The sequence below is a fragment of the Parasedimentitalea marina genome, from assembly GCF_004006175.1.
Classification (GTDB): Bacteria; Pseudomonadota; Alphaproteobacteria; order Rhodobacterales; family Rhodobacteraceae; genus Parasedimentitalea; species Parasedimentitalea marina.
The window spans coordinates 3,007,104-3,020,844 of record NZ_CP033219.1 but is presented as its reverse complement, the minus strand read 5'-3'; the positions used below and the strand labels follow the sequence as shown (position 1 = coordinate 3,020,844).

The 13,741-nt window shown below is 55.9% G+C and carries 14 protein-coding genes and 1 tRNA gene; 7 read left to right on the top strand and 8 right to left on the bottom strand.

Features of this window, described 5'->3' with window-relative positions; all coding sequences use genetic code 11:
* The first annotated feature begins 79 nt into the window (after window positions 1-79).
* From EBB79_RS14590 to EBB79_RS14580, 3 genes are read left to right on the top strand one after another with little or no spacing between them, the layout of a single operon-like run.
* Window positions 80-613 carry a hypothetical protein gene (locus EBB79_RS14590; RefSeq protein ID WP_127749565.1) on the top strand — a complete coding sequence of 178 codons (534 nt, stop codon included), beginning with the start codon at window positions 80-82 and terminating at the stop codon, window positions 611-613.
* A 34-nt stretch (window positions 614-647) separates the two neighbouring features.
* Entirely contained in the window at window positions 648-854 is a 207-nt protein-coding gene (locus EBB79_RS14585) for a hypothetical protein (protein WP_127749564.1), read from the top strand.
* Window positions 851-1,843, top strand: coding sequence for a tyrosine-type recombinase/integrase (locus EBB79_RS14580; protein ID WP_238704919.1), 993 nt, complete (start codon window positions 851-853; stop codon window positions 1,841-1,843). Before EBB79_RS14585 ends, EBB79_RS14580 begins: the two co-directional genes overlap by 4 nt.
* Window positions 1,844-1,924: 81 nt before the next feature.
* Here the strand turns inward: EBB79_RS14580 and EBB79_RS14575 are convergent.
* The 4 genes from EBB79_RS14575 to EBB79_RS14560 form a co-directional block, all read right to left on the bottom strand.
* Window positions 1,925-1,998 (bottom strand) — tRNA-Cys (locus EBB79_RS14575).
* A 533-nt stretch (window positions 1,999-2,531) separates the two neighbouring features.
* On the bottom strand, window positions 2,532-3,227 hold the full coding sequence (locus EBB79_RS14570) for a CbiX/SirB N-terminal domain-containing protein (protein WP_127749562.1): 696 nt from the start codon (window positions 3,225-3,227) through the stop codon (window positions 2,532-2,534).
* Window positions 3,227-4,405: a 4Fe-4S double cluster binding domain-containing protein gene (locus EBB79_RS14565; protein WP_127749561.1), complete on the bottom strand. Its 1,179-nt coding sequence runs from the start codon at window positions 4,403-4,405 to the stop codon at window positions 3,227-3,229. Before EBB79_RS14565 ends, EBB79_RS14570 begins: the two co-directional genes overlap by 1 nt.
* A 78-nt stretch (window positions 4,406-4,483) precedes the next feature.
* Window positions 4,484-5,359 carry a LysR substrate-binding domain-containing protein gene (locus EBB79_RS14560; RefSeq protein ID WP_127749560.1) on the bottom strand — a complete coding sequence of 292 codons (876 nt, stop codon included), beginning with the start codon at window positions 5,357-5,359 and terminating at the stop codon, window positions 4,484-4,486.
* A 115-nt stretch (window positions 5,360-5,474) separates the two neighbouring features.
* On the opposite strand from EBB79_RS14560, the gene EBB79_RS14555 reads away from it, so the two are divergent.
* Both EBB79_RS14555 and EBB79_RS14550 read left to right on the top strand, forming a co-directional pair.
* A complete protein-coding gene (locus tag EBB79_RS14555) occupies window positions 5,475-6,428 on the top strand; it encodes an NAD(P)-dependent oxidoreductase (protein ID WP_127751017.1) in 954 nt (317 codons plus the stop codon).
* 89 nt (window positions 6,429-6,517) lie between these two features.
* Window positions 6,518-7,009 carry a hypothetical protein gene (locus EBB79_RS14550; protein WP_127749559.1) on the top strand — a complete coding sequence of 164 codons (492 nt, stop codon included), beginning with the start codon at window positions 6,518-6,520 and terminating at the stop codon, window positions 7,007-7,009.
* Window positions 7,010-7,011: 2 nt separating this feature from the next.
* Here EBB79_RS14550 and EBB79_RS14545 read toward each other — a convergent pair whose 3' ends face one another.
* The 3 genes from EBB79_RS14545 to EBB79_RS14535 are packed head-to-tail and all read right to left on the bottom strand — an operon-like array spanning window position 7,012 to window position 9,685.
* Window positions 7,012-7,611 (bottom strand): TadE/TadG family type IV pilus assembly protein, encoded by a 600-nt coding sequence (locus EBB79_RS14545; protein ID WP_127749558.1) that lies wholly within the window; start codon window positions 7,609-7,611, stop codon window positions 7,012-7,014.
* Between the two features lie 2 nt (window positions 7,612-7,613).
* Window positions 7,614-8,150 carry a TadE/TadG family type IV pilus assembly protein gene (locus EBB79_RS14540; RefSeq protein WP_127749557.1) on the bottom strand — a complete coding sequence of 179 codons (537 nt, stop codon included), beginning with the start codon at window positions 8,148-8,150 and terminating at the stop codon, window positions 7,614-7,616.
* The gene (locus EBB79_RS14535) at window positions 8,147-9,685 is read right to left on the bottom strand and encodes a TadE/TadG family type IV pilus assembly protein (RefSeq protein WP_238704918.1); all 1,539 of its coding nucleotides are present in this window, start codon (window positions 9,683-9,685) and stop codon (window positions 8,147-8,149) included. The genes EBB79_RS14540 and EBB79_RS14535 overlap by 4 nt, the downstream gene beginning before the upstream one ends.
* A 395-nt stretch (window positions 9,686-10,080) precedes the next feature.
* On the opposite strand from EBB79_RS14535, the gene EBB79_RS14530 reads away from it, so the two are divergent.
* Entirely contained in the window at window positions 10,081-11,511 is a 1,431-nt protein-coding gene (locus EBB79_RS14530; RefSeq protein ID WP_127749555.1) for a Glu/Leu/Phe/Val family dehydrogenase, read from the top strand.
* 164 nt (window positions 11,512-11,675) lie between these two features.
* Here the strand turns inward: EBB79_RS14530 and EBB79_RS14525 are convergent, their stop codons facing one another.
* Window positions 11,676-12,017, bottom strand: coding sequence for a hypothetical protein (locus EBB79_RS14525; RefSeq protein ID WP_127749554.1), 342 nt, complete (start codon window positions 12,015-12,017; stop codon window positions 11,676-11,678).
* A 469-nt stretch (window positions 12,018-12,486) separates the two neighbouring features.
* On the opposite strand from EBB79_RS14525, the gene EBB79_RS14520 reads away from it, so the two are divergent.
* Window positions 12,487-13,740 (top strand): sarcosine oxidase subunit beta family protein, encoded by a 1,254-nt coding sequence (locus EBB79_RS14520; RefSeq protein WP_127749553.1) that lies wholly within the window; start codon window positions 12,487-12,489, stop codon window positions 13,738-13,740.
* Window position 13,741 lies beyond the last annotated feature (1 nt).

The window sequence follows — 13,741 nt, the reverse complement described above, 5'->3', positions numbered from 1 at the left end:
GAGCGATTAGAGAATTATCGCTTGATGTTTCTGCTAGATCAAGTCAGAATGATCACATGATAATTTTGGGGTTGCGAGTATGAGCGTCTTTGATGAAAAGTACCTAATGGCAGAAGTGGCCAGCCTTAGTGGCCTGCCAAAGGGAAAATTTCAACTTTGGCATGGCCGCTATTCGATCACCGGTGCGGGGCATTCCCCCGTTGGTGGTGGAGTAAAAGGAGCGCCTCGTTCGTTCAGTTTCAACCACGTGATGGAGTTTGCACTTGCAAAGGAGTTCGTCGAAGCAGGGGTATCTCCAAGCATGGCGTTCAAATTTGCGCCGTTCTTCGCGTATACAGGCGGCGATGCATTTGAAGGCACGCCTGAGCGTTGCCCCGGACTCCCTTTCCACTTTGAACACGGCCGAACCCTTTTTGCCATAAATGCAAAAGGGCATTGGATCGGTTGCTGGGAGCCGTCAAATCCTGGCACTCTTTCCGAGGTTTTCAACGCTTTGGAAAATCACTTTGTCATGGTGAATGCTTCCACTGTGTTTTCACGTGTTTGTAATCGTATGGGCCGCCACCCCTACGAAATTCTCGAAGAGGCGTATACCTGTCGTCCCTCAATATGACCGAGATAGGTCAGAGGAAAGGGGAGGGAGGAGAATGAGCGATCGGGCTCTTCTTTATGCTCGAGACCGGAACGCAGCAAAACTGTTGGACATGAGTACCGCAGAATTTTGCAAGCTGGTTGCTGGTGGATTTCTGCCTGCGCCGGTCAAGATTGGCGGGCATGAGCGCTGGGACGTGACAGACTTGCGCCGGATTATTAGTGGCGATGCGATCGATGGATGCGGAGGTGTGGACTGGTGAAGAAGTATCTTTGGAAACACCCAGAAGGACGCTGGTACGTGCGTTTGAAGGGCAAATACCACCCGATCAAGGCGGAGGAAGGTACTGCCGAGTTCGACCGCCAGTATTGGGATATACTGACTGGTAAGCGGGCCGAAGCCAAAAGGTCTTGGAGCGCACTGATTGAGCTGTTTCGTCAGTCCGACAAGTGGGCCAGCTTTTCGCCGCGCTATCGGAGTGACCTTGAAAAGGTATTTCAGTACCTTGAGGAGAAGATCGGAAAATCGGATGTTTCGCGACTGATGCAGCCCGACATTTACGACGCGATGGACAAGAACAAGCACCGCGTTCGGTTCGCCAACTATATCCCCACGGCCATTTCAATGTTGTCAAAGCTGGCAATCCGCAAGCGATGGCGGCTCGACAATCCTGCCCTGGACATTGAACCGCTCAAAGTTCCGAAAACACGCAAGAAACCGCATTTGCCTTGGCCAGATTGGGCTGTGGACCTGATGCGGGCTAACGGTGAACCGCTGGCCCGCCTGATTTTTGAAATAGGTATTGGCAGCGTCCAGCGTCCGGGTGACTGGGTTGGCTTCACTTGGGGCGATTATGACGGTGATACGCTCAAACTGCGCCAGAACAAGACAGACATGCCGTTGCTGCTCCCATGTACAAGGGCACTCAAGGCTGCTCTGGATCAGGCTAAGGCAGGTCTTGGATTTGCGCCCATGCCGAACCGCCATATTCTGGCTAAGGCCACTGGCGATCCGATGAACTATCACAGCATGGCGAAAATCATGATTGCCGAGCGTAAGCGTTTGGATCTGATGGCATTTGACCAACATGCCCTTCGCTATCGCGGTGTGATGGAACTGGCCTGGGCTGGGTGCGACGACGATGAGATTGCCAGCTACAGCGGCCACACCACAAAAGCGATGATTCAGAAATATGCAGGGGAGGCGAGACAGATCATGCGGGCGCGCCAAGCGGCTACGAAACGCAAGTGAACAGAACAAGTCCAGAACGTAAACATGATACCTGAGGTGATACCCCAATGAGCAGTGAAACGGCTAACCCATTGAAAATATTGGAGGCGAGTACGAGAATCGAACTCGTGTACACGGATTTGCAATCCGCTGCGTAACCACTCCGCCAACTCGCCTTTTCAAGACCTTCTATTTATGTTCGGTTCCGTTCGCAAGTGTCAAAACAACAATCAATCCCGGAAATCTTCGGACCTATAAGCATGCACTTTCAGTCGTAGAATGCGGGTGTCGCATGGTATCTTTCTTGAGCTATGGCGGTCGGTTTCATCATCCGGCGGCATCCTGGCAAAGGTCAATCTCCGCTGTGGGTGTCTGACGTCAGCATCTCTGCGGCAGAATCGAGGATTTGAACACTGGAGGGTCACAGGGTTACCGTGAATTTTGTAGAGGGACGATGAACAAGAATTCCGGCATCAGCAAAGCTGCGGCTGACAAGCTGGGAAAGAAGAACCGCCGTAAAACGCGGCAAACCTATTTTGCTGAGTGAGGCCGCGAACGCCATTGGTCTGAGTGACCGGGTGAAAAAGATCCGCATTATTCTGGGAGCCTTCGCGGCGAGGTTACTATCTCGGCATTGTGCCGCTGTGACGGGATCTCAAGGGGGGCTGTATTACAGTTGGTCTAAGGAATTCCCTGAGGGCGGGAAGACTTAGCGCGCGGCCACCAGGGCTTGCGCAATTAAGACGGCTACACCCGGCAGGGCGCCGGTCACTTGCATGGGGGCACCCTGAAACCCGGCTGCTTTCAGGGCCTGGGGAATGTCACTGCGGCTGTGGTCGCCGGATTGGGCAAAGAATGGCAGGCATATGGCCCGATCGCCTAGCGGTCTCGCGGCACTCTCAACCGTTGGATCCTGTTCCACAAATCCTGTGGTGATCCGGGCGTTTGGCAGCACTGGGCACAGGGCCTGTGCAAACCCTTCGGCGGCCTCGGCGGCTTTGGGGCCGCGCGCCGAGCCATGCGCGGCCAATAGCAGGTCATAGCTTTGATCGGTCCAGCCCCGCTGCACGGCCTCGCGGTGTACTGCGGCAGCGACAAGCGCGGGCAGGGCAGGGTCCAGCCCAAAGGGGCAGGCCATCTGATGGGAGATGGTGCCGATCCGACCGGGCAGCACTTTACCGGTGAACCAGCCTCGGGCCATGAAAAACGGATAGACCACCGCGCCGTTGGTCAGTTCGGCCTCAAACCGCCCCGGCGCAGATAGGGTAGCCGAGCGGATCTCCCACATGGGCAAAAGATCCTGCACCTGTGCCGCCATCCGGGCCAGTGCTGCCTCGGGGGGCTGCGGATCCGAGGGTTGGCCGTGGGCAGTGATCAAAGCTATGGGGCGGGTGTCTGCCATCATCAATTGGGGTCTTTGGCCCACCAGTTGCCGGGTTTCTGACGCCCGCCGTGGTTTTTGGACAGCCTGAGCGCCAGATGGCGCAGCGGCGACAGGGCTAGTTTCAGCCACAGCTGGTGGCGGGTCTGGGAATAGTCGCGGTTGAACGGGCAAACCCGCATGCAGATGGCGCAATCCGACGACAGTTTGGCCCAGAACGAGAAACATTTCTCGGCGTTCGAAGTCCATTTGCGCACGCCTTTGATGGCCGAGACATTGCCACCGCCCACCTCGGGTGCGCCAAAAGGCAGCGCTTTGACCGGGCAGGCCTCGGCGCATTTGGTGCAAATGTCGCAAAAGGCACGCACGCCCTGGGGTTTGGCCTGGTCATGGGCCAGCGGCAGGTTGGTAAAGATCTTGGAGAACCGCAGACGTGGGCCAAATTCGGGGGTGATGACCATCTGGTTGCGGGCATACTCGCCCAGTCCCGCCTTGACCGCATAGGGGATCACCAACCCGGTGTCATTCATCGACGGCACCGCCTCATAGCCGAGGTTGCGGATATAGGCGGCCAGTTGCATCACGATGGAGGCCTCGTGGCTGTATTCGCGACCCGTCGCGGCCCCCGCCAGCGCCGAGGGGTAGGTGGCGACCAGATCCTGTTCCATTTCATGACCCAGCACGATCACATTGGTCAGGCCCTCGGGCAGGTCATGCGGTGCGTCACTCATATCGCGGGTGTCGACGCGACTGGTGTATAACCAGCGCTCATCCAGATCGGTGACACCGCAAAGATCGGCGCCAAAGAACTTGGCGATGCGCTTTATCTCAACCGACATCTGCGCCGGATCATCGACCTCGACGGTGTCTTCAGCAACAGGTGTGTCTGACTGGATCGGCGACTGAAACCCTTGACGCAGCCCCTGATCTGCGGTGCGGTTGGACACCAAGTCCGAGATCAGCCAAGCGGCGTTACGCAGGGCAAAATCACGCTGGGTAAAGCCGTCGCCCCGGCGCGGCGCGGCCTCCATCCGGTATGAGGCAAAGAACTTGGCGCTGTGTTTTGACATCACCGCTTTGTCCCAAAAGGCGCGGGTGAAGATATCGTTGCGCTGGGCAAAGCCTTCAAAGTCATCGGTGACCTCGATGCCAGCTGCAGCGTCGCCATCACGTTGGGGCGGGGTGTTGTTGGGCCATACCATGGCGCGAAGCTATCGGGCTGGGTTCATGGGTGCAACATTTACATTGGCCGCGGACATGCTCTGTAACTGCCGCTGGTTTCACGAAAAAATTTCTGTAATCCAATCGCGCACCAACATTTCTTCGGGGCTGTTTGGGGCTGGTCTGGTTGTTGGCATCAGGTAGTGCCCCTGTCCCATTGGTATCTCAAAATCCATCACCCGTTTGATCCGGCCCTGGTCCAGCGGAGCCTGCGCATAGCGCTGCATGACCATCGCCACACCAGCCCCTGCTGCTGCCATCTCGATGGCTGCCAGTGAGGTGTCGGTCAGCAATGTGGCGGCGCGATCCTCGGGCTCTAGCCCCTGACTATTGGAAAACCGCAGCCAGTTATCCTGGTAGCCGTGAATATGGATCTGGTTTTGCGCCAGCAGCTGTTGCGCCGATCCTAGCTGCCCGGCCAATTCTGGCGCGGCCACCGGCACCACGGTTTCAGAACACAGCAGATGTGCCCGGCGGTCGAACCAGCTGGACGGGCCAAGGCGCAGATCGATGTCCACATCCTCTTCGCTGGTGCTGTCGGCCCAGATCGCCGAGATCAGTCGCAGTTTGATCTGCGGATTCTGGTCCTGAAACGCACCAAGACGCGGCGCGATCCATAACACGGCGGTCGAGATCGGCGCGCGCAGAGTAATGGTGCGCGCCTCCATCGGGCGCAGCAGCCCACGGGTGGAATAAGCGATATCATCCAGCGCCTGGGCGATGCTGGGGTAATAAGCATGCCCCAATGCGGTCAGCTCCAGATGGCGGGCGCGCCGGATGAACAGGGCAACGCCAAAACTGGCCTCCAGGCTGCGGATCTGATGTGACACGGCGGCCTGGCTTAGCCCCAGTTCCTGAGAGGCGGCGGTAAAGCTGCGCAACCGGGCCGAGGCCTCGAAGGCGCGCAGCCAGACAAGATTGGGGAGATCGGCCATACGTTGCTAATTTTCTTAGGGTCAAGCAGCCTTATTATTCATTTCATTTTTGGCTGGGGTCAAGCTAGCCCTTGGTTAGTTATTCAAAATAAAGGCTGGTCGCATGGCAATAGAACTGAACGTAGGCTTTATCGGGCTTGGCAATGTGGGTGGCAAACTGTCGGGCAGCCTGTTGCGCAACGGTGTGGGCCTGTCGGTGCACGATTTGGATGCGGATTTGGTGCAGGGTTTTGTGGCCAAAGGCGCCAGCGCCGGTGGCTCTGCCGCTGCGATGATGCGCGACTGCGATGTGGTGATCACTTGCCTGCCGTCGCCCGCCGCTTCGGATGCAGTGTTGCAAGAGATGTTGCCAGAGGTACGCGACGGCAAGATCTGGCTGGAAATGTCCACCACCGACGAGGCCGAGGTGCGGCGGTTGTCAGCCGAGGTGATGGCCCGCGGCGGGGCCGCCGTGGAATGCCCGGTCTCTGGCGGTTGCCACCGTGCCGACACTGGCAATATCTCAATCTTTGCAGGCTGTGATCGCCCAACCTTCGAGCGTATCCTGCCGCTGCTGACCCTGATGGGCCGCCGGGTGCTGCACACCGGAGAGATCGGCACCGCGAGCACCCTGAAGGTGATGACCAACTACCTGGCGACGGCCAACCTGCTGACCCTGTCCGAGGCCATGGTGACGATGAAGGCGGCAGGTCTGGACATGGCCACCACCTATGAGGCGATCAAGATCAGTTCTGGCACCTCGTTCACCCATGAAACCGAAAGCCAGCTGATCCTGTCGGGGTCGCGGGACGTGAATTTCACCATGGATCTGGTGCTCAAGGATATCGGGTTGTTCCAGACCATCGCCGAGCGCAACAATGTGCCGCTGGAGCTGTCACCAGAGGTGATCCGCATCATGAAGGATGGCCAGCAGCGCTATGGCGACCGCGCCCAATCGGATCGCATCATTGAACGGCTGGAGGAGGCGACGGGTCTTAAGGTGCTGGCCGATGGTTTCCCATCCGATTTGATCGATGATGAGCCCGAGGAGCAGGGATATGAGGTCGTCGTCAATCGGGCAGCACAATAAGCATACCCAATAGTGGGGGCTGTTCGCCGCGCTTGTTTCAGGCTAGACCCGTCGCGCGCCTTTTGGGTGTAGGATCTGGGGAATGGAACATGAGCGACGAAATTTTGGTAACGGTCAGGGCGTCAGAAGTCCGTCGCTATATGGGCGTCGGCATGCTGGGTTCAGTCGGCGTGTTGGTTCTTTACGTGGCGCTGTCGACGCCACCTTCGGTTGGCTGGCTGGTGTTCCTGCTGGCTGTCGGCCTGTCGACGATCTGGTTGGCGGCACGCATGTGGCAGGCGACCCAGTTTACCATCGAGCTGACAGAAACAGAGCTGCGCTGCACCGATGGCAATGTGATTGCGCGGATCGACGATATTGAAAACATTGATCGCGGTTTCTTTGCGTTCAAACCGTCAAACGGGTTTCTGATCAAGACAAAGACCCCAGCCAGCCGTATCTGGCGGCCGGGGCTATACTGGCGCATGGGGCGCCGTATTGGTGTTGGTGGCGTCACCCCCGGATCGCAAAGCAAGGCGGCGTCGGAAATCCTGGCGGCGATGGTCGCGATGCGCAGCCAGGGGGGGGATGGTCGGCTCTAGCCTTAACTGGTGTCGTCCACAATATCGTCGTGAGTACCACCAGCTGTTAAACTGCCCTCAAAGACAATCTGCGGAGAAAAGCGGGGCCGGGTGAACACAAAGTTGTAGATCTCCATGTCCGGAAGGCCAATATTAAAGGCTGCGTCGACGTCGTTTTGTGTTTCCACCAGAATGACACGCTCCTGATCGGGCATGGTTGGCAAGTTGTCTGCGACTTCGCTGATTGTGGCGTCGGTCCAGGAAAAGAACTCGGTGCCGCGATTGACAGACCAGTCAACATAGTAGCGATTATCGTCTTCATCCCAGCGAATGACCGAAATCCGAAGCGAGATCGCGGAATCTGAGCGGGCCAGCAACTCAGTCAGTGATTGCATACTGTCTATATATTCGTTGGTGATGGCATTGGTCTCGCGTGAGACCAGATCTGACACCGTATAGGCGGCCTTAAGGTTGGCACTTTCCTGTCTGAAGGCATCAAAATAGGTGTAGATGGCTGCAAAGACCAGCAGCAGAGCGGGCAAATAGAAAGCCGTCTCGATTGACACAGATCCATCGGTATCACGGCGAAAGTTTTTTAGGATGGGTGTTTTGAAACGGTCCATGATCACCTCGGCTCCTGAACAAATGCAGAGGAAGCAAACAGGCTGACACGGCCATCGCCATCTTTGCCCAGACTGTCGCCTAACCCCCATTGCGGGAATATGGGATTGAATTTCATACAGGCCCGAATAAACATCAGCTCATTGGACTGACCAGAGATGAAACTGCGCACCGGCAGCACCTCTTCAACCGCGTTGATACAGTCAGGGGTCGCGTCAATAGCTGTCCAGTTAAAGGGATCAACCTGCACCATTTCCAATCGTAATGACGTATCACAACTGTCGATAAAACCAGATCTGGCGCAAATCGTGTCTCGGATATCGTCATGTTGTTGATCAGAGCCCGTGCCCAATCGCAGGTCCCGCACCGTCTGGTCCAGGGCCCGCTCCAGCATGGATTGCTTGATGGTGATCAGCCCCAGTTCAACTGTGGACATCAAAATCATCAAAAAAATAGGGACCACAATGGCGAATTCAACTGTGACATTGCCATCTTCGCGGCTTCGAAACTGCCGCAGCGGCTGTAGAGCGCGCCCAATCATTGGGTCAACCTCAGCTGTCTAATTGACGTGGCAATCGAGGCAAAGGCATCGGTGATTTCCAGCCCGCTCACGTCAAAATAATGGGCATCCGAACTGGCGCAGTCCTGCAACACGGCCTGACCGCCACTCGGGGCCTCGAATCCAATGGTATAGACGATGATCCCGGCTGCTTTGGCCGCGTCGCAAATATTATTGGTCCGACTGTTTTTCGTAGAGGTGTTGTAGTAGTCATAAACACCATAGTACCACTCGCTCTTTGCCGAAGAGCTACCCTGCCAGGGACGGTAGTTGTAATAGTAATTATGTTTCAGCGACGTATAGGCCCAGAGATCCGCATAGCTGAGCTGCTGCGGGTTGGTTCCCGTCTTGTAGCTATATGAATAGCCATTGTGGGGCCAGTAATAGGTCGAGCTGTTCTTGGGAATAGAATACCGATCACTGGCGGCGTCATACCAGACTTCCGACAAGCCCCTACGGTGGTCATCTTCGACATAGTATTGCGATGTGTTTTGCCCATCAGTCATCAAGACAACAACTTTGATCGTATCGCTGTCTGAATACTCAGACGGTCGCGCGCTAAAATCATTCGGGATGATTGCACCGCTGCCTGTTGACAGTTCGGTGATGGCAGGTTGTGCGCTGGGATCGAGCAAAGCAGTCCCCCACTTCATCCCAAGATCAATCGAAGTATTTCCCCAGGCATAAAGATCGTCGATAAAGGCCTTTAGCGTCGTGGCATTCTTTTGAAATAGCAGTATTTCGCGATCCACACGATCCGAGCAGACCGGGCGGGGAACCCTGTCTCCATCACTGTCTCCACGGGTATCGTTGTAGTACCAGGGGCTGAAATGCATGGTGCGCTCCAGCTCGGCAGTGGTGGAAACTGCGGTGCTGTTAAAGTCCGAAGAACTGAAATTCACGCAGTTAGAGTAGGTGTGTTCGCTTGTTACATTATATTGGTCAAACAGCTCTTCCGGGGCGGACACCTGGGTGGCATAGGGAATGATCGAGATCGACATCTTTCCGTCAGTCGTGTTTTCCACCATCGTGTCGATGAAATCTTTGGCCGCCACCTTCAGGTTGGTCAGGCGACTGTTTGAGTTCATCGAACCGGATACATCCAGCACCAACGAAATTTCCAGCCCATCAATACTTTCTTCGGCCGTCGACGAGGCATAAATAGGAATGCTTGAAACACCGGTCAAATTCATGAAATGGGTGTCGAAGTTGGTGTTAACCGTGCTTGTCACAATGCGGTAGCCCAACCCGATGTCGGACGTCGGCGTGCTGTAATACTCGCTCAGGCCCGATTTGGTCAGATAGTCGAGCACAACAGCTGCTGGTGTTTGGGTCTGGTCCAGATCTGCGGCTGCCAAGACCGCCCGGTCCAGCGTATACTGCAACTCGGTCCGGTCGCGCTCCATGCGCATCAAATCAATCCCGATACCACCAACTGTCAGCATGGACAGAAATATGAAGATGGTGGGCTTGATCAGGACGCCGTCCTCCTCCTGTGCAAATTTGCACAGGGCCATCCTGCAGCGTCCTGCCGCAGCTCTGGTTAGGGCCGTTGTCTGTCGTAGTCGCAGTCGCATTGCAGTCCTCTCTGGCCCCTTGGTGGCAGAGGGCCCGTATGGATACTGTTGGTTTTCGGTGATGTGTTAATGCTTGATGAAGATGGCGGAATTGCGGCCTTCACATGGCGTTAACCTTCAAAGTTACTATAAAATTAAGGCATTTTTTACCTTTTTTCTCGGCATTACCGGCTGGCGACCCGATAGAGCCAAAGGTCTCAAAAATTTTCAAAACGCGGAAAAAACAGGTTTTTTTGAAAGGGAATGGTCAAAAAGGTCGCACTTATTAAATAAGTCGTCATAACCTTAGAGTGACAACTGTAGGCGAGTCGTCTCAGGATCAGGGAGAAGTGCGAATGAGAAACGTCAACGAACCCAGTTTCCGCGAAAGTGTGGATCTGATGTTCAGCCGGGCGGTTGCCCTGATGGACCTACCACCTGGCCTGGAGGAAAAAATCAGGGTCTGCAACGCCACTTATACGGTGCGCTTTGGGGTGCGTCTGCGGGGCGAGATCAAGACCTTTACCGGATATCGCTCGGTGCATTCCGAACATATGGAACCGGTCAAAGGCGGTATTCGTTTTTCCATGGGTGTGAATCAGGACGAGGTCGAGGCGCTGGCAGCGCTGATGACCTATAAATGTGCCCTGGTCGAAGCCCCCTTTGGCGGCTCCAAGGGCGGGCTGTGCATCGACCCACGGCAGTATGACGAACACGAAATGGAACTGATTACGCGGCGATTTGCCTATGAGCTGATCAAGCGTGATCTGATCCACCCGTCGCAAAACGTGCCCGCACCCGACATGGGCACCGGCGAGCGTGAGATGGCCTGGATTGCCGACCAATACGCGCGCATGAACACCACTGACATCAATTCCCGCGCCTGCGTCACAGGTAAACCGCTGAATGCCGGCGGCATCGCTGGCCGGGTTGAGGCCACGGGTCGGGGCGTGCAATACGCTTTGCAAGAATTCTTCCGCGATCCTACCGATATGAAACAGGCCGGATTGACGGGCTCACTGGATGGCAAGCGGGTCATCGTACAGGGGCTGGGCAACGTGGGTTACCACGCGGCCAAATTCCTAAGCGAGGAAGATGGAGCAAAAGTCATCGGCATCATCGAATACGACGGTGGGCTGTATGACGCCAATGGTCTGGATGTTGAGGCCGTGCGCCAGTGGATTGGTCAACATGGCGGTGTCACCGGGTATCCCGACGCCACCTATTCCAAAGATGGCTCACCTCTGCTTGAGGCCGAGTGTGATATTCTGGTTCCGGCAGCCCTGGAAGGGGTCATCAACCTGTCCAACGCAGCGCGCATTCAGGCGCCTCTGATCATCGAGGCTGCGAATGGTCCGGTCACCGCCGGCGCGGATGAGATCCTGCGCGACAAGGGCACTGTGATCATCCCCGATATGTACGCCAATGCCGGCGGTGTGACGGTGTCCTACTTTGAGTGGGTCAAGAACCTGTCACACATCCGTTTTGGTCGTATGCAGCGCCGTCAGGAAGAGGCACGCCACCAACTGGTAATCAACGAGCTTCAGCAGTTGGAGAACGTGATGGAGGGCCAGTGGAAAATGTCACCGGACTTCCGCCAGAAATATCTGCGTGGCGCAGGCGAGCTGGAATTGGTGCGTTCGGGGCTGGATGACACCATGCGGATTGCCTACCAATCCATGCGTGAGGTCTGGCACAGTCGCGATGATGTCACCGACCTGCGCACTGCCGCCTACCTGGTCTCGATCGGCAAAGTGGCCGCCAGCTATCGCGCCAAGGGCCTGTAATCAACCAGATCAATGACGATGACGGCGCGCTGCCATAAGCGCGCCGTTTTTCGTTTAAGACCAGATAATTTTGATACTTTCTTAAATAATGCAGTTCTCTGACCCTAAGCCAGCTGCCGATGGGTACTTATCGCGCCGTTGGCTTAGCCTATCAGTAGCCGACTTTACTCGTAGTATGAATCCATCACTGCGACGCATGCTTCACTTTTCTCTTTTACCCGGGGGTAGAAATCGAACAGCCACGCTTCAAAGGCACCTAGGTCTTCGTCACGTAGAAAATTAGTTCTAGCAACCATCTGATCGTAAGCTCCGAAAAACCTTCGTTGAATCTGTCCCAATTGGTTGTCATTAAAGTCTGCTCTTATGCAGCGGTCAGCTATCTGAAAAAACGCATTGGTGTTCTCAACTAATTCTGTGTCATTGATTTTGGATGCCAGTGAAGGGGTGGCCGCCGTCAGCAACCCAAGTGCTCCTGCGAGCAGTATTTTGGTGCAAGTATTGTTCATTTTGTCTGTCTTCTTTACTTATTTGAAGCGACCTGTCGGCGCTTCATCAGGCCAAATATGTCATGTTTAATATTCTACAGCGGTTTGCTAAAATGGGGGATTACCCGACCAAGGCGTTTTGCACGGTCCTTGAGGGCAAGTTCTAACAACAACAGATCTTCATGAAAAGCGTTCCTGGTGGTCGTGCTACTGCCTGTGAAAATGCGCTTTCTCGAAGTGGGCCGGACCTTGAGAAACGATGTCAAATTTCAGGCACGCTGCCCCTAGTTGTCAAAGAACGACATGTGCTGTCGCAACTGGAACTAGACATGTATGCCCAGTATATGTGCTTGTATCGGTAACAAGGTGCCGATCCGCAGCGTTTCTACCAAAGGGGGTAGGAGCCATGCGGGAAAGCGGCTAGCAATGCTTCAGCGGGAAGGAACGGCGGATTGGTCGCGCCCGCTGGATTTTATTTTGGAGGTAGGCCATGCGGTTTTCAGGCTGGCGGGTGCTCAAAGAAGGGCTGACAGGCAACAAGGGCTGGACTGGGCATTGGCGCGACCCCGAACCGAAACGCGAATATGACGTGGTGATCATCGGCGGTGGCGGCCATGGGCTGGCAACGGCCTATTATCTGGCAAAAGAACACGGCATCACCAATATCGCGGTGCTGGAAAAGGGCTATCTGGGTGGCGGCAACGTTGGCCGCAACACCACCATTGTACGGGCCAACTATTACCTGCCGGGAAACTCTGAGTTCTACTCACATTCAATGCACCTGTGGGAGGGGCTGGAGCAGGACCTGAATTATAATGCGATGATGTCTCAGCGCGGATTGATGATGATTTATCATAACGATGGCCAGCGCGACGCCATGGTGCGGCGCGGCAATGCGATCATCAATCAGGGTGACGATGCCGAGTTGCTGGATATCGAAGGCGTGCGCCAGCGGGCGCCGTTTCTGAATTTTGATGACAACCGTTTCCCGGTCATGGGGGCTTTGCTGCATCGGCGCGGCGGCACCGCACGCCATGATGCGGTGGCCTGGGGCTTTGCCCGGGGTGCGGATATGCGCGGTGTGGATCTGATCCAGAATTGCGAAGTCACAGGCATCGATGTTGAGAACGGAAAGGTCCGCGGGGTGCAGACCTCGCGCGGGGTGATCCGGGCCAAGAAAGTGGCGCTGGCGGCGGCGGGCCGCTCTGGCCAGGTGGCGGCGATGGCTGGGCTGCGGCTGCCCATTGAAAGCCATGTGTTGCAGGCCTTTGTCACAGAGGGGCTGAAGCCGATCATCAATCACGTCATCGCCTTTGCCGAGAGCCATATGTATATCAGTCAGTCGGATAAGGGCGGGCTGGTGTTTGGCAGCTATCTGGATTTTTACAACTCTTATGCCGCACGCGGTAACCTGCCAATGGTCGAGCATACCATGGAAAGCATCATGGCGATGGTGCCCGCGCTGGGCAAGGCGCGGCTGTTGCGCAGTTGGGGCGGCATCATGGATATGACGCCGGATGGCTCGCCAATCATCGATCACTCGGGGATTGAAGGCCTCTATCTGAACTGCGGTTGGTGCTACGGCGGCTTTAAGGCGACGCCGGGATCGGGCAATGCCTATGCCCATTTGATTGCAACCGACCGCCCGCATGGGGCGGCGACCAAGTTTAAACTGGACCGATTCCGCTCAGGCTATGGATTGATGGATGAGGAGGGCACCGGTGCGCAACATAATCTGCATTGAT